Annotated in this window: 16 protein-coding genes; 13 read left to right on the forward strand and 3 right to left on the reverse strand. The window is 73.2% G+C overall.

The features are described from left to right. The first annotated feature begins 259 nt into the window (after positions 1-259). Entirely contained in the window at positions 260-1,885 is a 1,626-nt protein-coding gene (locus FRZ03_RS13475) for an MFS transporter (protein WP_146465384.1), read from the forward strand. 119 nt (positions 1,886-2,004) lie between these two features. Then, complete coding sequence (locus FRZ03_RS13480) at positions 2,005-3,195, forward strand: acyl-CoA dehydrogenase family protein (RefSeq protein WP_146465385.1); 1,191 nt, start codon at positions 2,005-2,007, stop codon at positions 3,193-3,195. Positions 3,196-3,232: 37 nt separating this feature from the next. Here the strand turns inward: FRZ03_RS13480 and FRZ03_RS13485 are convergent, their stop codons facing one another. Continuing rightward, positions 3,233-3,670: a cell division protein SepF gene (locus tag FRZ03_RS13485; protein WP_070027982.1), complete on the reverse strand. Its 438-nt coding sequence runs from the start codon at positions 3,668-3,670 to the stop codon at positions 3,233-3,235. Positions 3,671-3,940: 270 nt separating this feature from the next. Between FRZ03_RS13485 and FRZ03_RS13490 the strand changes: the two genes are divergently transcribed. Continuing rightward, a complete protein-coding gene (locus tag FRZ03_RS13490; RefSeq protein WP_146465386.1) occupies positions 3,941-5,173 on the forward strand; it encodes a DUF5685 family protein in 1,233 nt (410 codons plus the stop codon). Positions 5,174-5,179: 6 nt separating this feature from the next. On the opposite strand, the gene FRZ03_RS13495 is transcribed toward FRZ03_RS13490, so the two are convergent. Then, complete coding sequence (locus FRZ03_RS13495) at positions 5,180-6,100, reverse strand: ABC transporter substrate-binding protein (protein ID WP_146465387.1); 921 nt, start codon at positions 6,098-6,100, stop codon at positions 5,180-5,182. Between the two features lie 478 nt (positions 6,101-6,578). Between FRZ03_RS13495 and FRZ03_RS13500 the strand changes: the two genes are divergently transcribed. The 9 genes from FRZ03_RS13500 (at position 6,579) to FRZ03_RS13540 (ending at position 18,992) form a co-directional block, all read left to right on the forward strand. Further along, positions 6,579-7,436 (forward strand): amino acid ABC transporter permease, encoded by an 858-nt coding sequence (locus tag FRZ03_RS13500; RefSeq protein WP_146465388.1) that lies wholly within the window; start codon positions 6,579-6,581, stop codon positions 7,434-7,436. Further along, complete coding sequence (locus FRZ03_RS13505; RefSeq protein WP_146465389.1) at positions 7,433-9,190, forward strand: FAD/NAD(P)-binding protein; 1,758 nt, start codon at positions 7,433-7,435, stop codon at positions 9,188-9,190. Before FRZ03_RS13500 ends, FRZ03_RS13505 begins: the two co-directional genes overlap by 4 nt. Positions 9,191-9,219: 29 nt before the next feature. Beyond that, the gene (locus FRZ03_RS13510) at positions 9,220-9,981 is read left to right on the forward strand and encodes an amino acid ABC transporter ATP-binding protein (RefSeq protein WP_146465390.1); all 762 of its coding nucleotides are present in this window, start codon (positions 9,220-9,222) and stop codon (positions 9,979-9,981) included. Between the two features lie 50 nt (positions 9,982-10,031). Continuing rightward, on the forward strand, positions 10,032-10,937 hold the full coding sequence (locus tag FRZ03_RS13515; RefSeq protein ID WP_146465391.1) for an LLM class oxidoreductase: 906 nt from the start codon (positions 10,032-10,034) through the stop codon (positions 10,935-10,937). After that, complete coding sequence (locus tag FRZ03_RS13520) at positions 10,934-11,713, forward strand: DUF1684 domain-containing protein (RefSeq protein WP_146465392.1); 780 nt, start codon at positions 10,934-10,936, stop codon at positions 11,711-11,713. The genes FRZ03_RS13515 and FRZ03_RS13520 overlap by 4 nt, the downstream gene beginning before the upstream one ends. Before the next feature lie 212 nt (positions 11,714-11,925). Next, positions 11,926-12,825, forward strand: coding sequence for a S1 family peptidase (locus tag FRZ03_RS13525; RefSeq protein WP_146465393.1), 900 nt, complete (start codon positions 11,926-11,928; stop codon positions 12,823-12,825). A gap of 342 nt (positions 12,826-13,167) precedes the next feature. Beyond that, a complete protein-coding gene (locus tag FRZ03_RS13530; protein ID WP_146465394.1) occupies positions 13,168-14,250 on the forward strand; it encodes a S1 family peptidase in 1,083 nt (360 codons plus the stop codon). 249 nt (positions 14,251-14,499) lie between these two features. Beyond that, entirely contained in the window at positions 14,500-17,952 is a 3,453-nt protein-coding gene (locus FRZ03_RS13535; protein WP_146465395.1) for a DNA polymerase III subunit alpha, read from the forward strand. Further along, positions 17,949-18,992 (forward strand): DNA polymerase Y family protein, encoded by a 1,044-nt coding sequence (locus FRZ03_RS13540; RefSeq protein WP_146465396.1) that lies wholly within the window; start codon positions 17,949-17,951, stop codon positions 18,990-18,992. The genes FRZ03_RS13535 and FRZ03_RS13540 overlap by 4 nt, the downstream gene beginning before the upstream one ends. 18 nt (positions 18,993-19,010) lie before the next feature. Here FRZ03_RS13540 and FRZ03_RS13545 read toward each other — a convergent pair whose 3' ends face one another. Then, on the reverse strand, positions 19,011-19,385 hold the full coding sequence (locus tag FRZ03_RS13545) for a cupin domain-containing protein (protein WP_146465397.1): 375 nt from the start codon (positions 19,383-19,385) through the stop codon (positions 19,011-19,013). A gap of 90 nt (positions 19,386-19,475) precedes the next feature. Between FRZ03_RS13545 and FRZ03_RS13550 the strand changes: the two genes are divergently transcribed. Beyond that, the coding region (locus FRZ03_RS13550; protein WP_146465398.1) for a MarR family winged helix-turn-helix transcriptional regulator at positions 19,476-19,807 on the forward strand (332 nt) is incomplete at its 3' end.

Below are 19,807 nucleotides of genomic sequence, written 5' to 3' on the forward strand. Positions count from 1 at the left end.
GTCACGGGCTCGATTATCGACCGGACGGGGGACCGGACCGGCCGCCGGGGCGCGGTCACGGCGGTACGACGTGGGGCACGCCACAGCGGTAGCCTCCGGGGGGTGAGAGGTCCGCCACGTGCGGGCGCGCCGGACTCGCGTAGGCTGACGAGCCATCCCCGTGGACAGCGCGGGCCGGGGACGCCACTCCTTCCCGGCCGTACGACAGGCGGTGCCCGTCGCTCCGCTCCACGCGAGGGAACATCTGGGAGGTACGTACATGTCCGGGACGCCCACGGCTGCCCCACGGCCGCGCCGCCGGACGGCCGGGCCCGGTGCCAACCGCTGGATCGTCCTCGTCGTCCTCTGCGTCAGCCTGCTGCTCGTCGCCCTCGACGCGACCGTGCTGCACGTGGCGGTGCCCGCGGTCACCGAGGACCTGCGGCCCGGCGCCACGGAACTGCTCTGGATCGTCGACGTCTACCCGCTGGTCTGCGCCTCGCTGCTGATCCTCTTCGGCACCCTCGGCGACCGCGTGGGGCGCAGACGCGTCCTGCTGCTCGGCTACGGCCTCTTCGGCGTCGCCTCCGCCGTCGCCGCGTCGGCGCACACGGCCGAGGTGCTGATCCTCGCCCGCGCCCTGCTCGGCGTCGGCGGCGCCATGATCATGCCCGCGACCCTGTCGATCCTCCGCCAGGTCTTCCCCGACCGGCGCGAGCGCGCCATCGCGATCGGCGTGTGGAGCGCGGTGGCCGCCGTCGGCGCGGCGGTCGGTCCGCTGCTCGGCGGCTTCCTGCTGGAGCACTTCTGGTGGGGCTCGGTCTTCCTGATCAACATCCCGCTGATGCTGATCAGCCTCCCGGTCGGACGGCTCCTGCTGCCCGAGTCCCGGGGCGGGGCGGACGGCCCCTGGGACGTGACCGGCGCGCTGACGGCGGCGGCCGGCCTGTTCGGCGTCGTCCTCGGCGTCAAGCAGCTCGGCGGCGGCCACGCCCCGGCGAGCCCCCTGACCCTGCTGCCGCTGCCGGCCGGCGCGGCCCTCCTCGTCCTCTTCGTACGGCGCCAGCGGCGGCTGCCGCACCCGCTGGTGGACCTGCGCCTGTTCCGCCGGCCGGCCTTCAGCACCTCGGTGGGCTGCATCGTGCTCGCCATGCTCGCGCTCGTCGGCCTGGAGCTGATCGCCGCGCAGTACCTGCAACTGGTGCTCGGCCTGTCGCCGCTCGCCACCGGCCTGCGGCTGCTGCCGCTGACCGTGGCGGCGATGGCGGCGGGTCTGCTGGGCGCGCGGGTGCTGCGCCGGTTCGGGCCGCGCCGGATGGTGTGCACCGGCTTCTGTGTGACGGCGGCCGCGGTGCTGACCCTGACCGCGATGGGCGGCGCCGACGACCCGGCGCTGCTGCTGACCGGCTTCGTGCTGCTCGGCCTCGGCCTGGAGACCACGCTGTTCGGCGCCTACGAGTCGATGCTCAGCGAGGCTCCGGCGGACCGGGCCGGCGGCGCCGCGGCGATCGGCGAGACCTCCTACCAGCTGGGCGCCGGCCTCGGCATCGCGCTCCTCGGCAGCGTGATGAACGCGGCGTACACCCCCCGGCTGCGGCTGGTGCCCGGTGTCTCCGCCGCGGACGCGGGCGCCGCCGGTCACTCGCTCGGCGAGGCCTACGACGTCGCCCGCCGGCTCGGCGGCCCGGCCGGGGCGGCGCTGCGCCGGGCGGCCCGGGACTCCTTCGTGCACGGGCTGCACGTGACCCTGCTGGTGAGCGCGGGGCTGCTGCTGCTCGGCGCGGTGATGGCGCTGCGGCTGCCGCCGGTCATGCAGTGCGGCGCGGAGCCGGAACCGGTACCGGACGACGCCGGGCTGGAGCTGCCCGCCCCGCGCGCCTCGGAGAAGCCGCGGGTCTCCGCCTGACCCCTCTGGACGTACGGGACACTGCGCCGTAACGTCGGCTGCGCCACCGTAACTAGCGCTGCTAGTTTTCAGGTGTCGCAGAGTGCCGCAGTGTGCCTGACCGTCCCGGAGGGTGTTCCATGTCCGCGTCCGCGAAGCTGCCCCCGTTCGATGCCGCCGATCCGCTCGGGATCGACGATCTGCTGGACCCGGAGGACCTGGCGATCCGGGACACCGTCCGCGGCTGGGCGGCCGACCGCGTGCTGCCGTACGTCGCCGACTGGTACGAGAAGGGCGAGCTGCCGCAGATCCGTGAACTCGCCCGGGAACTCGGCGGCCTCGGCGCGCTCGGCATGTCCCTGACCGGCTACGGCTGCGCGGGCGCCACGGCCGTGCAGTACGGCCTCGCCTGCCTGGAGCTGGAGGCGGCCGACTCGGGCATCCGCTCGCTGGTCTCCGTGCAGGGCTCCCTCGCCATGTACGCGATCCACCGCTTCGGCAGCGAGGAGCACAAGCGCGAATGGCTGCCGCGGATGGCCGCCGGCGAGGTGATCGGCTGCTTCGGCCTGACCGAGCCGGACCACGGCTCCGACCCCGCCTCCATGCGCACCCACGCCAAGCGCGACGGCTCCGACTGGGTGCTCAACGGCCGCAAGATGTGGATCACCAACGGCTCGGTCGCCGGGGTGGCCGTCGTCTGGGCGGCGACCGAGGAGGGCATCCGGGGCTTCGTCGTACCGGCCGGCACGCCCGGCTTCTCGGCGCCCGAGATCAAGCACAAGTGGTCCCTGCGCGCCTCCGTCACCAGCGAACTCGTCCTGGACGACGTGCGGTTGCCCGCCTCCGCGGTGCTGCCGGAGGTGGTCGGGCTGCGCGGCCCGCTGAGCTGTCTGTCGCACGCCCGCTACGGCATCGTCTGGGGCGCGATGGGCGCCGCGCGCAGCAGCTTCGAGGCGGCCGTGGAGTACGCGAAGACCCGTGAGCAGTTCGGGCGGCCCATCGGCGGCTTCCAGCTGACCCAGGCCAAGCTCGCCGACATGGCGGTGGAACTGCACAAGGGAATCCTGCTCGCCCACCATCTGGGGCGGCGGATGGACGCCGGCCGCCTGCGGCCCGAGCAGGTCAGCTTCGGCAAGCTCAACAACGTCCGCGAGGCCATCGAGATCTGCCGTACGGCGCGCACGATCCTCGGTGCCAACGGGATCTCGCTCGAATACCCGGTGATGCGGCACGCGACCAACCTCGAGTCGGTGCTCACCTACGAGGGCACCGTCGAGATGCACCAGCTGGTGCTGGGCAAGGCGCTCACCGGGATCGACGCGTTCCGGTGAGCCGCCGGGCGGGGCGGGGCCGGTGAGCGGCCCCGCCTCAGCTCTGGTTGAAGAAGCCGTCCGAGCGGTGCGCGGACGCGTCACCGCTGATGATCTCCGTGTCGGCCGGAGTCAGCAGGAACACCCGGTTGGAGACCCGGTCGATGGAGCCGCGCAGGCCGAAGATCAGCCCCGCCGCGAAGTCCACGACCCGCTTGGCGTCGCCGGGCTCCATGCCGGTCAGGTTCACGATGACCGGGACCCCCTCCCGGAACAGCTCGCCGATGGCACGGGCGTCCCGGAAGCTGTCCGGGGTGACCGTGGCGATCCGGCGCCCCTTCTCCTGGGCCGTGTCCGTGGCCACCTGCACCCGAGGGTCGGTCACCCAGGCGTCCCTGGACGCGGTGCCCTCGGAGTAGTCGTCGTCGTAGTAGCGCTCGTCATCGTTGTCGTCGACGAGGCCGAGCCACGCACTCGCCTTGCGTACCGATCCCATGGACGCCTCCTCTCACAGCGGTCTCTCGTGCTTCCGCACCTTCCCCTATGGTCATCCATGATGCTGACAGCGCGCCAAGTGGATAGTCGCCGCGCGGGGGGTTTGTGACGGTACTGGTGCACAGCCGATCCGTCGAGACGCCTTGTCCCCCAAGGGTTGTGACACGTACGGCTGCTGACTGTGAGTGAAATATGATGGTCGGCGGCGGATGGGTGACACGCGGTGCGTCCGGGTGAGCCGATCGCCAGGTCAACACTCGGGGGGAACGCGGTGTTCGGAATAGTCAGGCCCTGCGCGCACCGGCTCGGGGAGCGCTTCAAGAACGAGTGGATGGCGCATCTGTGCGGGCTCTGCCTCGCACTGCGCGGCGACCACGGACAGCTGGCGCGCATCGTCACCAACTACGACGGTCTGCTGATCTCGGTGTTGACGGAGGCTCAGCTGGGCCGCGCCGAGGGCGGCCGGCGCACGGCCGGGCCCTGTGCCCTGCGCGGGATGCGGACGGCGTCCGTCGCCCAGGGCGAGGGCGCGCGGCTCGCCGCCGCCGTCTCCCTGGTGCTGGCCGCGGCGAAGGTCCGCGACCATGTCGCCGACCGGGACGGACTGCTGGCCCGCAGGCCCGTGGCCGCCGCCGCCCGCAAGGTCGCCGCGAGCTGGGGCCGGGCCGGGGCGCACAGCGGGGCGGCGGTCGGCTTCGACACCGGCGTCCTGGTGGCCGCCGTCGACCGGCAGCTCGGCATCGAGACCCTGGCCGGGCCCGGCACCCCGATCCTGACGGTCACCGAGCCCACCGAGACGGCCACCGCCGCCGCCTTCGCCCACACCGCGCACCTGGCCGGCCGGCCCGGCAACGCGGTGCCGCTCGCGGAGGCCGGGCGGCTGTTCGGGCGGCTCGCCCATCTGCTGGACGCGGTGGAGGACCAGGCGGCCGACGCCCGCACCGGCGCCTGGAACCCGCTCACCGCCACCGGCACCTCCCGTGACGAGGCCCGGCGGCTCGCCGACGACGCCGTGCACGGCATCCGACTCGCCCTGCGCGACGCCGAGTTCAGCGACGGGAAGCTGGCCCACCTGCTGCTGGTGCACGAGCTGCGTCGGTCGGTGGACCGGGCGTTCGGCACGACGTCCTGCGGCCACGCCGCCCCCGAGGGCGCGTTCGGACCGCCCCCGGGCCCGTACGCGCCGGGGAACCCGGGCACCGGGCAGAACCCGTACGGGAACCCCCAGGGCGTTCCTCCGGGCACCCCTTACGGCGGGCCGCCGCAGGACCCGGACAAGCGGGGCTTCTGGCTCGGCTGCGCCGCCGCCCTCGGGCTGTGCTGCACCTGCAAGGTGTGCTGCGCCGACGAGTTCGAGAGTCCCTGGTCGCGCAAGCGGCGCGAGGGCTGCTGCTCCGTCTGCTCCGACGTGGACTGCGGCGACTGCAAGGACTGCTGCGACTGCTGCGAGTGCTGCGGCAACTGCTGCAGTTGCTGTGACGGCGACTGCGGGTGCGACTGCTGACCGCGCTCAGCCCTTGATCTCGGGCGGGGAGATCTGCGACCGGCTGATCGCCGAGCCGGTCGTGCCCCACTTCTTCAGGATCCTGTCGTAGGTGCCGTCGGCGATCAGCCGGTTCACCGCCGCCTGGAAGGCGGGCGCGAGCCTGGTGCCCTTCTTGAAGGCGAAGCCGACGTCCAGGCGGTGGAACTCGTTGAGGAACTTCAGGCCGGGCTGCCGGGCGACGGCGTAGCGCAGGCCGTTGATCGTGGACATCACGATGTCGCTGCGGCCCTGCTGCACCGAGGACCAGATCGCGCTCGGCTCGGCGTACGTCTGCACCTGGTACGGCTTCTTGCCCGCGTCGGTGCACAGGTGCTTGTTCTCCTCCAGGGTCGCCTCGAACGTCGTCCCGGCGCCGGTCGCCACGTTCAGCCCGCACAGCTGCCGCAGGTCGGTGATCTTCGACAGCTTGCTGTCCTTGCGGGTGGCGAAGCCCTGGCCGTCGTTGATGTAGGTGACGAAGTCGATGGTCTTGCGGCGCTCGTCGGTGACCCCGAAGTTGCTCGCGCCGACGTCGTACTTGCCGCTGTCCAGGGCGGGCAGGATCGCCTCGAAACTCGCCTGGTCCACCGTCAGATCGATGCCGAGCACCTTGGCGACCGCCTTGGTGAAGTCGACGTCCTGGCCGGTCAGCGTCTTGCCGTCGGACAGATAGGTGGTGCCGGGCGGGGTGCCGCCGACGCTGATCGCCACGGTGAGGCGCTTCGTGCCGGCGGGCAGCAGCTTCGCCGCCGCCGGGTCCTTCCGCTCGGCCGACACCACGTCCGTGGTCGGCACCGCGTCCGACGCGGCGGCCACCCCGGAGGCGTCCGACCCGCCCGTGGCGCCGGAGCCGGCACCGCAGGCGGTGAGGAACAGAGCGGCCGAGGTGATGGCGGCGAAGGGCATGACATATCGATAAATCGACGTACGCATCGACTGCGGTCTCCTGAGGCGGAAAAGGGTGTGCGGGAGCGCGAGGGGAGGGGAGGGGCGCGTGTGAAGGCGCGGTACCGCGAGAGGGCGGAGGAATGCGAGAGGAAAAAAAGGGGGAGAGCGCGAAGAACGCCCGCCGAAGACGGGCACACGCAGGGGGTCAGCTCAACAGGAGGAGGACCACACGCGACCGAAGTCGATGTGGGAGCGGGTGACCAGCCACTGCTGTGGATGCATGGGGCAAGTGGAACAGGCATCCGGTTCCGCGTCAACCGACTTGAGACGTACCGCTCACAGTACGGACACCCTTGACAGCGCGGGCGACCGCTTGCGTACTCTCGGTGCACGGCCCTGCTGAGGGGCTCGGCCGTATCCGCGCCGCCCGGCGGCGCGCCCCGTGTGAAGGCACCACCCGTTCCGACGTTCGACCATCGCGTCACGGAGCCTTCGCATGTCATCCGACACCCTCGCCCAAGCGCCCGCCGCCCCGGAGATACCCGGGCCCGCGGACGTCCCCCGGATCGTGCCCCAGCGCCGCTACGGCCAGTGGACCGCAGCCGCCGTCGTCCTCGTCCTGCTCGCCCTCGCCGTCACCTCCGTCGTCCGCAACCGGGCGTTCCAGTGGGACGTCGTCGCCACGTACTTCACCACCGGCTCGGTGCTGCGCGGGCTGTGGCTCACGCTGTGGCTGACCGCCGTGGTGATGGTCCTCGGCTTCGCCCTCGGCACCCTGATCGCCGTCTTCCGGCTGTCCGCCAACCCCGTGCTGCGCGCGGTCGGCTGGGGCTACGTCTGGCTGTTCCGGTCCATCCCGGTGCTGGTGCAGCTGCTGCTGTGGTTCAACATCGGGGCGCTGTACCCGCAGGTGCTCGGCGTGAAGACGGTCAACCTGCTCAGCCCGGTCGCCGTCGCCGTCATCGGCCTCACCCTGCACGAGGCCGCCTACGCCGCCGAGGTCGTCCGCGGCGGCATCCTCTCCGTCGGCCGGGACCAGATCGAGGCCGCCCAGGCGCTCGGCCTGAGCCGGTGGCGCCGCGGCCGGCGGATCGTGCTGCCCCAGGCGATGCGGTCCATCGTGCCGCCCGCCGGCAACATGCTGATCGGCACCCTCAAGGGCACCTCGATCGTCAGCGTCATCGCCGTCAACGACCTGCTGTTCTCGGCCCAGTTGATCTACCACCGCACCTATCAGGTCATCCCGCTGCTGATGGTCGCCACCCTCTGGTACGCCGTCGTCACCACCCTGCTCGGCATCGGCCAGCACTACGTGGAGAAGCACTACGCCCGCGGTACGGAGCGGACCCGATGAGGCCCCAGCTGGTGATCGTGGGCGCCGGCCCGCGGGGGACCGGCCTCCTCGAACGCATCGCCGCCAACGCCCCCGAGCTGTACGCCGGTTCGGGCCTCGACATCCACCTGGTGGACCCGCACCCGCCGGGCGGCGGGCGCATCTGGCGGCAGGAGCAGTCACCGCTGCTGTGGATGAACTCGCACGCCGAGGACGTCACCATGTTCACCGACGACACGGTGCGCATGGACGGCCCGGTGCGCGAGGGCCCCACCCTGCACGAGTGGGCCGCGCTGGACGGACGCACCTTCGCCGACCGCCGGATCCAGGGCCGCTATCTGCGCTGGGTGTACGAGCGGGCCCGGGCCGCACTGCCCCCGGACATCACCGTCCACCACCACCCCACCCGCGCCCTGCGCGTCGGCGGCCCCCGCGACGGGCGCCAGCAGGTGTGGCTGGCGGGCAGACCCGCCCCGCTCGCGGCCGATCTGGTGATCCTCGCCCTCGGCCACCTCGACGCCGAACTCGACCCGGAACAGGCCCGGTTGGCCGCGCACGCCCGCGCCCACGGCCTGACCCACCTGCCGCCCGACTTCACCGCCGACAGCGACCTGTCCGCGCTCGGGCCCGGCGAACCGGTGCTCGTCCGGGGCTTCGGGCTGGCCTTCGTCGACCTCATGGTGCTGCTCACCGAGGGCCGCGGCGGCCGGTACGACGGCGACACCTATCTCCCCTCGGGACGCGAGCCGGTGCTGTACGTCGGCTCGCGGCGCGGGGTGCCGTACCACTCGAAGATCGGCTACGACTGGACCGGCGACCGGCCGCCGCTGCCCCGCTTCCTCGGCCCCGCCGAGACCGACGCCCTGCTGGCCCGGCCGGACGGCTTCGACTTCCGGCGCGATGTGTGGCCGCTGGTGGAGAAGGAGCTGGGCTTCGCCCACTACCACCGGCTGTTCACCGCCCACCCGGAGCGCACGGCCACCGCCTGGGCCGACTTCGAGAAGAGGTACACGGCCGCCGGCGACCCCGCCGAACGGGACGCGCTGGTCGCCACCGCCGTGCCCGATCCGGCCGACCGGCTCGACCTCGCCGCGCTCGACCACCCGCTGGCCGGGGTGCGGCACGCCTCGTCCGAGGACTTCCAGGACGGCCTGCGCGCCTATGTCGAGGCGGACCTGAAGCGCCGTCACGACCCGGCGCACAGCGCCGACCTGGGTGTCTTCCTCGGGCTGCTGTCCGTCTACGGGCAACTGGTGCGGCTCGGGGACATCGGGCCCTGGTGGCACGGGTTCTTCAGCTATCTGGCGTCCGGCCCGCCCGGCCCCCGGCTGCGGCAGATGCTCGCGCTCTCCCGGGCGGGCCTGCTGCGCTTCGTCGGCGCCGACATGACCGTCACCGCCGAGGACGGGGCGTTCCGGGCGGCCAGCCCCACCGTGCCGGGGTACTCCGTCACGGCCCGCGCGCTGGTCGAGGCCCGGCTGCCCGCGCCCACCGTCGGCCGCGCCCGCGACCCCCTGCTGCGCGCCCTGCACGCCGACGGTGCCGCCGAGACCCCCGAGGGACTGCTCCGGGTGGACCCCCGCGACGGCCGCGTCCTCGACGGCGCCGGGCGCCCGCACCCCCGGCGCTTCGCGCTCGGGCCCTACACCGACGCCCGCACCCCCGGCGCCTTCACCCGGCCGCGCACCGGCGGACCCGCCTTCCGGCAGAACGACGCCACCGCCCGGACGGCACTGGCCTTCCTGCGCGCGCGGGCCGGCCGCGCCGCCGCCTGAACCCCCCTCGTACCCGAAGGAATTGACCCATGACCGTCATGGTCGACATCAGGTCGGTGCACAAGAGCTTCGGCTCGCTCGACGTCCTCAAGGGCATCGACCTCCAGGTCCGCACCGGCGAGGTGACCGTCGTGCTCGGACCCTCCGGCTCCGGCAAGTCCACGCTGCTGCGCACCATCAACCACCTGGAGAAGGCGGACCGGGGAGAGATCACGGTGGACGGCGCGCCGGTCGGATACCGGCGCTCCGGGGACCGGCTCCACGAGCTGCCCGAGCGCGAGGTGCTGCGCCGGCGCACCAAGATCGGTTTCGTCTTCCAGAACTTCCGCCTCTTCCCCCATCTCACCGTCCTGGACAACGTGGTCGAGGCACCGGTGTCCGCGCTGAAGCGGCCCCGCGCGCAGGCGGTGGAACACGCGCACCGGCTGCTCGCCCGGGTGGGGCTGGCGGACAAGGCCGGCGCGTATCCCGCGCAGCTGTCCGGCGGGCAGCAGCAACGCGTCGCCATCGCGCGGGCGTTGGCGCTGGAACCCCGGCTGCTGCTCTTCGACGAGCCGACCTCGGCACTCGATCCCGAGCTGGTCGGTGAGGTGCTGGACGTCATCCGCGATCTCGCCGCCCAGGGCATCACGATGATCGTCGTCACCCACGAGATCGCGTTCGCGCGGGAGGTCGCCGACACGGTGGTGTTCATGGCCGACGGACGGATCGTCGAACAGGGGCCGCCCGACGCGGTGCTGACCGCACCGCGCGAGGAGCGCACCCGGGCGTTCCTGGCGAAGGTGCTGTGAGGACGGAACCGGCCGGGGGCGGCCGGACGAGCGGGCGGTACCGGCGGGGGATGCTGCATCTCGCCGCCGCCGTCGAGCCGCCGGACCGCCCCGGTGCCGGGCCGTACGCGGAGCTGGCGCGGCTCGCCGAGCACGGCCGGCTGGACTTCGTGACCCTGGGAGACCCGGCCGGGCGGCCCGGGACCGAGGCGCTGGACCTGCTGGGCCGGGTGGTGCCGGCGACCCGGCGGATCGGGCTGGTGCCCACCCTCGCCGAGCCCTGGCCGGCGCCGGTCGCCGTGGCCGGGGCGGACTGGATCGGCCGGGGCCGGGCCGGCTGGCGGATCGCGGTGCCGGCGACCGGGGCCCGACCGCCCGCCCGCCGGGTCACCGCCCCGGTCTCCCGTTCCCCGCACGGTCGTCCCGTCCGTGTGATGGACGCGGACACCAAGCACGGCCGGACGGCCGCCGCCCGGTACGCGGACGTGGCCCTGGTGCCCGCCATGACCCCGGCGCAGGCCGCCGCCGTCGGCGACGAACTGCGGTCGAAGGCGACCGCGTCGGGGCGCGATCCGGCCGCCCTGCGGGTCCTGGTGAGCCTGCGGGTCGACCTCGGCGGCGGGGAGCAGGCCGCCGAGCCCGGGCACGGCGGGGGCGGGCCCCGGCCCAGCGCGCGGGGCCCGCTGTACCGGGGCGGGCCGGTCGATCTCGCGGACCTGGTCGCCGCCTGGCACACCGAGGGGGCCGCCGATGGCTTCCACCTGGTCCCCGTCGAGCCGCGCCGCGATCTGGAACGCCTGGTCAACGGCACGGTGGCGCTGCTCCAGCACCGCGGTCTGTTCCGCACCTTCTACCCGGGCGGCACCCTGCGCGAGCACCTGGGGCTGACCCGGGGGGAGAACACCGCGGAGATATCCGGGCTGAACGGAGTGACCACCACCCGCCGACCGAGCGGACGGAAGGAAGGAAAGGCATGACGAGCGAGGCCGACGCCTGGAGGCAGTGGCGGCAGAAGCGGGAGGAGTCGGTCACGGCCCCCTACGGGCCGCTCGCGCTGACCGCCACCCACTGGCTCGAAGACCATCCGGAGGGTCGACTTCCGGACATTCCGGGGAACTGGGTGGCGGATGGTCGGGGAGTTGTACTGACGGCCACCGAGGCCGATGGGCTGCGGGTGGACCGCCGGCCCTTCCACGGGAAGATCCGGCTGGTCGCCGACGGTGGCCCGGAGGCCGCCGCACGTGTCTCGCTCGGCGAGAGGCGACTGGTGGTGCTGGTCCGCGAGGGAGTCTGGGGAGTGCGGGTCTACGACCCCGGAGCCGAGGCCCGCAGGGCCTTCCGGGGCATCGAGGCCACCGCGTACGACCCCGGCTGGGCGGTGCCGGGCACCTTTACGGCGTACGACGCGCAGCGCACCGTACGGGTCGGCAACGCGGAAGGCCGCACGCGTGGGTTCGGCCTCGCCGGGGAACTCTCCTTCACCCTGGGCGGCGTCGAGCGGACGCTGACGGTGGCGCGGCAGGGCGAGGGGCCGCTGTGGGCGGTCTTCGCCGACGCCACCAGCGGAGACAGCAGCTTCCGGTTCCGCTTCCTGTACGTGGACGCGCCGGACGGCGAGGGCCGTACGACCGTCGACTTCAACCGCGCCCAACTCCCGCCCTGCGCCTTCACCGACCACTCGCTGTGCCCCTTCCCGCCGCCCGGCAACACGCTGGACGTGGCCGTCCGGGCGGGGGAGCGGAGGCCGCGCTGACACCGCAATGCCACGGCGGGGCGACCGCTGGGCAAAGGAGGTCTAAAGTCCGACGGCCGAAAGGCACCCTTGTGCCTACCGGGCGGTCGGCCGAATACTCCCGTTCAGCGGTTGTCAGGGACATGCACATCGCAACCCGGTGGCACCCCTGGCTGCGCCTCACGGGCCCCGACCCCACGCGGGCCCCCTACTTCCCTTGGAGGGAACGAGAAGTGAGGATCAAGCGCACCACTCCCCGCGGCGGTACGGCGAGACGGACCCGGCTGGTCGCCGTGGCCGCGGGCTTCCTGGCCGCGGCCGCGTTCGCCGCCCCCACGGCGAACGCGAGCGAGGCCCACCCGTTCAGCGCCGCGCAGCTCACCCAGGCGAGCGACTCGGTGATGAAGGCGGACGTCCCCGGTACCGCCTGGGCCGTCGACCCCGCGACCAACCGTGTCGTCGTCACCGTCGACAGCACGGTCTCCCAGGCCGAGATCGCCAAGATCAAGAAGCAGGCCGGCACCGACGCGAGCGCGCTCACCATCAAGCACACGCCCGGCACGTTCAAGCCGCTGATCAGCGGCGGCGACGCCATCTACGGCGGCCAGTACCGCTGTTCGCTCGGCTTCAACGTGCACAGCGGCAGCACGTACTACTTCCTGACCGCCGGACACTGCGGCCAGGTCGCCTCCACCTGGTACAGCAACTCCGGGCACACCACCACGCTGGGCACCAACGTGGGCTACAGCTTCCCGGGCAATGACTTCGCTCTGGTCAAGTACACCAACTCCTCGGTCGCGCACCCGAGCGCGGTCGGCAGCCAGACCATCTCCAGCGCGGCCACCCCGAGCGTGGGCCAGACCGTCTACCGGCGCGGCTCCACCACCGGTACGCACAGCGGCAAGGTCACCGCGCTCAACGCCACCGTCAACTACGGCAGCGACGGCATCGTCTCCGGCCTGATCCAGACCACGGTCTGCGCCGAGGGCGGCGACAGCGGCGGCCCGCTGTACAACGGCTCCACGGCCTACGGTCTGACCTCCGGCGGCAGCGGCGACTGCACCTCCGGCGGCACGACCTTCTTCCAGCCGGTCACCGAGGCCCTGAGCTACTACGGCGTCACGCTTCCCTGACGCCCCGGCCCCGGCCGCGGTTGTGACGAGCCCCCGCACACATTCCCGTGTGCGGGGGCTTCTTCGTGCCCGGGCCGTGAAGGAAGGGGAAAGGAACAAGCCATGCGTTCCCGTCACGTTGGGGTGAGGGTTACTCGCTCGTAGTGTTTGCGGCGCGAAATTCCCTGGGCGGTGACGAGAGGTCAACCGGGAACAGGTGTACGCAAGCCGTTGCCACGCGCGTCCGGAAGTCGGTCTTGTGTGTCCCCTGTGGGGTTCGGAAGAGTGGGCGCCCGTCAACCAGCCTTCAGGTCGTCGGGTCCCCACAACCCGGACGGCCATCCCCCCACAGGAGGACGTGAGTTGAAGCACCGACGCATACCCGGGCGGCGGCTCGCCATGACCGGCGCGGGCATCGCCGCGCTGGCCGTTGCAGGGGTCACCTTGCAGAATGCGAACGCCAGCGAGCCCGCGGAGTCCGTGGCACAGCCCCGGCCGCTGTCCGCTCCGGCGGCCGCGAACCTGGCCTCCACGCTGAGTTCGCACCTCGGCGGCGGCGCCGCGGGCAGCTACTACGACGCCAAGGCCAGGAGCCTCGTCGTGAACGTGCTCGACAAGGCCGCCGCGAAGACCGTCGAGGCCTCGGGCGCCAAGGCCAGAATCGTCGCCCACTCGCTCGCCGAACTCGACGGCGCCCGCGCGACGCTGAAGAAGGACGCGACCATCCCGGGCACGTCCTGGGCCACCGACCCGGTGTCGAACAAGGTCGTCGTCACGGCCGACAAGTCGGTCACCGGCGCGCGCTGGGCCAAGCTGAGCAAGGTGGTCGAGGGGCTCGGCGGCAAGGTGGAACTGAAGCGCTCGCGGGCGGAGTTCAAGCCCTTCATCGCCGGCGGTGACGCCATCAACGGCTCCGGTGGCCGCTGCTCGCTCGGCTTCAACGTGGTCAAGGACGGGCAGCCGTACTTCCTGACCGCCGGGCACTGCACCGCGTCCATCTCCACCTGGTCGGACGCCGACGGCAACGAGATCGGGCAGAACGCCGAGTCCCACTTCCCGGGCACCGACTACGGTCTGGTCAAGTACACCTCGGACACCGGCCACCCGAGCGAGGTCGACCTGTACGACGGCTCGACCCGGAAGATCACCGGAGCGGCCGAGGCCACGGTGGGCATGAAGGTCACGCGCAGCGGGTCCACCACCCATGTGCACGACGGCACGGTCACCGGCCTGAACGCCACCGTGAACTACCAGGAGGGCACGGTCGGCGGGCTGATCCAGACCGACGTCTGCGCCGAGCCCGGTGACAGCGGTGGCTCCCTGTTCTCCGGCAGCGACGCGATCGGTCTGACCTCCGGGGGCAGCGGCGACTGCACCTCCGGCGGCGAGACCTTCTTCCAGCCGGTCACCGCGGCCCTGACGGCCACGGGTACCGAGATCGGCTGACCGCCGCCCGGTTCCCCCGATGCCCCGTCCCGGTCTTCCCGGGGCGGGGCATCGCGCTCTCTCCGGTCTCTGTGCCCGCACGCCCGGGGCGCTCTGTTCCGGCCAGTCACTCACTCCCCGCGTTCGATCGCCTACTTGTTCGAACGCAGTCGCTGACCGGCAGCGATGGGGTTACAGTATTCGAACGAGCGTACGATGAACGTATCGGATGGACTGGCTGAAAAGGGGTGGGCGTGAGGGAGGTGCGGCATGGCGGGCTTCGCTCATCTGCATGTCGCGTCCGGTTACTCCGCCCGCTATGGCGCCGCGCACCCGGAGCAGCTGGTGCGCAGGGCGGCCGAGCGGGGGATGGCGGCGCTCGCGCTCACCGACCGGGACACGGTCACCGGCGTTGTTCGATTCGTACAGGCGTGTGCGAAGGAAGGGGTGCGGCCGGTTCTCGGGGTCGATCTCGCCGTGGAGGGGATCGCCCCGCCGCCGCCCGCCCAGCGCCGGCGCACTCCGGCGCGCGGTGGTGCCCACGTGGTCGAGCCGCCGCTGCGGGTCGTGCTGCTCGCCCGGGACCGGGAGGGATGGGCGCGGCTGTGCCGTATCACCTCGGCCGCCCACGCCGGCGCCCTCGGCGGCACGGCGCCCGTGGTGCCGTGGGCCGCGCTGCGGGAGCACGGCGGCCCCGGCCTCACCGTCCTGCTCGGTCCGCTCTCGGAGCCGGTGCGGGCGCTGGCGGCGGGCCGCCAGGACGTCGCGGTACGGCTGCTGACGCCCTGGCGGGAGGTCTTCGGGCGCGGGGTCCGGCTGGAAGTCGTTGCGCAGAAACGTTCGGGCATCGGCCCGGGGTCCCTGCGGCTCGCCGCCCGCACCCTCGCGCTCGCCGACCGCACCGGCACCACCGCCGTCCTCTCCAACGCCGTCCGCTACGCCGACCCCGGCCAGCACCGCCTCGCCGACGTCCTGGACGCCGCCCGGCTGCTGCGGCCCATCGACCGGCGCCGCCTGGACAGCGGGCAGCGCTGGCTCAAGGGCGAGCGGGAGATGACGGTCCTCGCCCGCATGGTCGCCGAGTGCGCCGGAGCCGACGAACGACGGGCCCGCCGGCTGCTCGCGGACACCGCCGCCACGGCCGCCGAGTGCACCCTCGACCCCGGCCCCGACCTGGGCCTGGGCACCCCGCACTTCCCGGAACCCGCCCTCTTCGGCGCCGACCCCGGGGCCGACGGCGCCGCCCGGCTGCTGCGCCGGCGCAGCGAGGAGGGCCTGGCCCGGCGCGGCCTCGACCGGGACCCGGCGGCGCTCGCCCGCCTCGACGAGGAACTCGCCGTGATCTCCCGGCTGCGCTACGACTCGTACTTCCTCGCCGTCGGCCAGGTCGTCGCCGACATCCGCGCCAAGGGCATCCGGGTCGCGGCCCGCGGCTCGGGCGCCGGTTCACTGGTCTGCCACGCGCTGGGCATCGCCACCGCCAACCCGCTCGACCACCACCTGCTGTTCGAACGCTTCCTCAGCGTGCGCCGGGCCTCGCTGCCCGACATCGACATCGACGTGGAGTCCGCGCGCCGCCTGGAGTGCTACGACGCGATCTTCGAACGGTTCGGCAAGGAGCGGGTGGCGGTCACCGCCATGCCCGAGACCTACCGCGCCCGCCGGGCCCTGCGGGACACCGGCCTCGCCCTCGGCATCGCGCCCGCGGAGGTGGACCGGATCGCCAAGAGCTTCCCGCACCTGCGCGCCGCCGACATCACCGGCGCCCTCGCCGAACTGCCCGAACTGCGCGCACTGGCGGCCGAGGCGCCCCGGTTCGGGCCCCTGTGGGAGCTGGCCGAGGGGCTCGACTCGCTGGTCCACGGCATGGCCATGCACCCCTGCGGCGTGGTCATCAGCGACGCCACCCTGCTGGACCGGCTGCCGGTGCAGCCCACCCCGCAGGGCGACTACCCCATGGCCATGGCCGCGAAGGAGGAGATCGAGGCGCTCGGCAACATCAAGCTCGACGTCCTGGGCGTGCGGATGCAGTCCGCGATGGCCCATGCCGTCGCCGAGATCGAACGGAACACCGGCGACCGCCTCGACCTGGACGATCCCGCACAGGTGCCGCTGGACGACGTCTTCGCGTTCAAGCTGATCCAGGAGAGCCAGACCCTCGGTCTGTTCCAGCTGGAGTCACCCGGCCAGCAGGACCTGCTGTCCCGGTTGCAGCCGCGCAACCAGCAGGACGTCATCGCCGACATCAGCCTCTTCCGCCCCGGCCCGGTCGCGGGCGGCATGCCCGAGCGGTACATCGCCGCCCGTCACGGCGGCGCGCCCGCGTACGCCCACCCGGACCTGGAGCCGGTGCTCGCCGACACCTACGGCGTGACCATCTGGCACGAGCAGGTCATCGAGACGCTGCGGGTGCTGACCGGGTGCGACCGGGCCTTCGCGGAGGTCACCCGGCGGGCGCTGGGCGAGAAGGAACGGCTGCCCGAGATCAGGGAGTGGTTCCAGCGGCGGGCCCGCGCGCGCGGTTACGACGCGGCCGTGCGGGACGAGGTGTGGAGGACCGTCGAGGCCTTCGGGGCGTACGGCTTCTGCCGGGCGCACGCCGTCGCCTTCGCCGTCCCCGCCCTGCAGAGCGCCTGGCTCAAGGCGCACCATCCGGCGTTCCTGCTGGCCGGTCTGCTCGAACACGACCCCGGGATGTGGCCCAAGCGGGTCCTGGTCTCCGACGCGCGCCGGCGCGGGGTGCCGGTGCTGTCCGTCGACGTCAACCGCTCCCGGGTGCGGCACACCGTGGAGAAGACCGACGGGGGGCAGTGGGGCGTACGGCTCGCGCTGTCCGCCGTGCACGGCATCGGCGAGCAGGAGTGCGCGCGGATCGAGGAGGGACAGCCGTACGGTTCGCTGTCGGACTTCTGGCAGCGGGCCCGGCCCAGCCGGCCGGTCGCCGAACGCCTCGCGGAGATCGGCGCGCTGGGCTGTCTGCACGACGGCCGGCTCACCCGCCGTGATCTGCTGCTCCAGATCGCCGAGCTCCACCGGGCCGCCCGCAACTGGTCCGCGGGCACCGGCCAGCTCCCGCTGATCGCGGGCGCGGTCGGCGGGGCGGAGCCGAGCGGGCTGCCGGAGATGACCGGACGCGAGGCGCTCGGTGTCGAGCTGAACAGCCTCGGCATCGACGTCTCCCGGCACCTGATGGAGCACCACCACCGGCTGCTGCGGGAGATCGGCGCGACCGACGCGGCGCATCTGGCCGGGCTGCGGGCCGGGCAGCAGGTGCTCGTGGCGGGGGTGCGGGCCTCGACCCAGACCCCGCCGATCGCCAGCGGCAGGCGGATCATCTTCGTCACCCTGGAGGACGGCTCCGGCCTGGTCGACCTGGCGTTCTTCGAGGACTCCCACCCGGCCTGCGCGTACACCGTCTTCCACAGCGGGCTGCTGCTGGTGCGGGGCACGGTCCAGGTGCGCGGCACCCGCCGTACCGTCGTCGGCACCATGGTCTGGGACCTCGACCGGATCGCCGCCGCCCGCCGGGACCACGGTCCCGAGGCCGCGCTCGCCCTCCTCGGCGAGCGCCGCCCGCACCCGACGCCCGCCCAGCCGCGGCGCACCCTGGCCAACGGCACCACCGGCGCCCGGCTGCATCCGTACGCCGATCTGCTGCCCGCCGGCAGCCGGTCGGCCGATCTGAAGAAGTTCGGTCACACCAGTCCGGGGAGCGCGGGATGAGCATCCGTCAGCGGCACATCGCCCATCTTCATCTGCACGCCGCACTGAACGAGGAACAGTACGACGATGTAATCGAACTGGTGTCTGGTATCACGCCCCATGTGCAGGCCGTGCCGCCCGACGCCGTCCAGCTGGACCTGACCTCGGCGCTCCGGTACTTCGACCTGTCCCCCTACGACCTGGTCCAGACGACGATGATGCGGCTGAAGGCCCTCTACGGCATCGACAGCAGCGCCGGGCTCGCGGGCAACCGGATGCTGGCGGCCATGGCGGCCGACGCGTCCGCGCCGGGGGAGACCACCTGGGTGCCCGCCGAGCGGGCCGCCGAGTGGCTCTGCCCGCGCCCGGTCACCGCGCTGCCCGGGATCGGCCGCACCACGGCGGCGACGCTCGGCCGGTACGGCCTGCACCGCATCGGCCAGCTCGCCGACCTGCCCCCGGCGACCCTGCAACGCCTCCTCGGCACCGGCCAGGCCCGGCTGCTGGCCGAGCGGGCCCGCGGCCACGACCCGCGCCCCGTCACGCCCCGGGAGCCGGCGGCGCAGCTGACCGCCGACCTCGTCCTGGACCGGGACTGCCTCGACGCGGCGCAGCAGCACCGGTCCGTCCTCGGACTCGCCGACCGGGTCGGCCAACTCCTGCGCGGCGAACGGCAGGTGACCGGCCGGCTCACCCTCACCGTGCGCTACGCCGACCGCAGTTCCAGCACCCGTACGCGCACCCTGCCGGAAGCCACCGACCACTCGCCCGCCCTCGCCGCGGCGGCCCTGGGGCTGCTGACCTCCCTGGGCCTGCAACGGGCCAGGGTCCGCGCGTTCACCCTGCGCGCCGACGGCCTGCGCCCGGCCGCCGACGCCTGCCGCCAGCTCTCCCTCGACCCCACCGACCACCGCGCCCGCGCCGCCGAGGCCGCCGCGGACCGGGCCCGCCGCCGCTTCGGTCCCGACGCGGTCCGCCCGGCCGCCGTGACCCCGGGCCCGGTGATCCACCTGGCCCGCAGCGCGCGCCCGGGAGGGGCCGGCCGGCCCACGGCGGTGTGAACCCCCCGCCGTCACCGCTCAGTTGGCCCACGGCGGCACGATCCGGCTGCCGTCGGCCAGCCGGGCGGTGAGGCCGATGGAGGAGGTGACCCAGGAGAGTGCCGTGTGGCCGGTCGGGTTCTCCACGGCGAGGGTGGACCCGGCACGCACGATCACCGTGTCGCCCGCGCGCACCCGTTCGGTGGTGTCGTCGAGCGTGACGAGCAGTTCGCCGACGAGCAGATGGAAGATCTCCTCGTGGCTGACGGTGTGTGCGGGGGCCCGGGTGCCGGCCGGTATCTCCCCGCGCCAGGCGCACAGGTGCGCACTGCCGGTGCGCGGGCCGGCGTACGAGACGAAGCGGGCGCCGTGGATCTCGTGGGTCACGGCGTCGGACGAGCGGACGACGGGCATGGCTGTGCTCTCCTTCGGGAAACTAGTCAAGCTACTTGACTATATGGTCAGGCTGCTTGACCGAATGGTCAAGGGTGTTTCAATGCCTCCGTGCAGAACTCCGAAGCCATGGCCCTGTCCGCCGCCCTGCTCGCCGTGGCGGGTGAGCTCACCCAGCGCATCCACGAGGGCGTCGTGGCGCGCGGTTTCGCCGATCTGCGGCCCGCGCACGGGTTCGCCTTCGCCCGGCTGGTCCCCGACGGCGCCACCGTCACCGACCTCGCCGCGCACCTCGGGGTGACCAAGCAGGCGGCGAGCCAGCTGGTGGACGAGATCGTGCGCAAGGGGTATGCCGAGCGGCGGCCGCACCCGGGGGACGCGCGGGCGCGGCTGATCGTGCTGACCGGGCGGGGTCGGGAGTGCACCCGGGCGGCGGAAGCGGC

This window comes from Streptomyces misionensis (genome assembly GCF_007896895.1).
In the GTDB taxonomy this organism is placed as follows: domain Bacteria; phylum Actinomycetota; class Actinomycetes; order Streptomycetales; family Streptomycetaceae; genus Streptomyces; species Streptomyces misionensis_A.

Bases quoted from the DNA above. Each gene is read 5' to 3' on its own strand.
- FRZ03_RS13475 (WP_146465384.1), top strand. From the start codon at position 260: ATGTCCGGGACGCCCACGGCTGCCCCACGGCCGCGCCGCCGGACGGCC.
- FRZ03_RS13480 (WP_146465385.1), top strand. From the start codon at position 2,005: ATGTCCGCGTCCGCGAAGCTGCCCCCGTTCGATGCCGCCGATCCGCTC.
- FRZ03_RS13485 (WP_070027982.1), bottom strand. From the start codon at position 3,670: ATGGGATCGGTACGCAAGGCGAGTGCGTGGCTCGGCCTCGTCGACGAC.
- FRZ03_RS13495 (WP_146465387.1), bottom strand. From the start codon at position 6,100: ATGCCCTTCGCCGCCATCACCTCGGCCGCTCTGTTCCTCACCGCCTGC.
- FRZ03_RS13500 (WP_146465388.1), top strand. From the start codon at position 6,579: ATGTCATCCGACACCCTCGCCCAAGCGCCCGCCGCCCCGGAGATACCC.
- FRZ03_RS13505 (WP_146465389.1), top strand. From the start codon at position 7,433: ATGAGGCCCCAGCTGGTGATCGTGGGCGCCGGCCCGCGGGGGACCGGC.
- FRZ03_RS13510 (WP_146465390.1), top strand. From the start codon at position 9,220: ATGACCGTCATGGTCGACATCAGGTCGGTGCACAAGAGCTTCGGCTCG.
- FRZ03_RS13515 (WP_146465391.1), top strand. From the start codon at position 10,032: ATGCTGCATCTCGCCGCCGCCGTCGAGCCGCCGGACCGCCCCGGTGCC.
- FRZ03_RS13520 (WP_146465392.1), top strand. From the start codon at position 10,934: ATGACGAGCGAGGCCGACGCCTGGAGGCAGTGGCGGCAGAAGCGGGAG.
- FRZ03_RS13535 (WP_146465395.1), top strand. From the start codon at position 14,500: ATGGCGGGCTTCGCTCATCTGCATGTCGCGTCCGGTTACTCCGCCCGC.
- FRZ03_RS13540 (WP_146465396.1), top strand. From the start codon at position 17,949: ATGAGCATCCGTCAGCGGCACATCGCCCATCTTCATCTGCACGCCGCA.
- FRZ03_RS13545 (WP_146465397.1), bottom strand. From the start codon at position 19,385: ATGCCCGTCGTCCGCTCGTCCGACGCCGTGACCCACGAGATCCACGGC.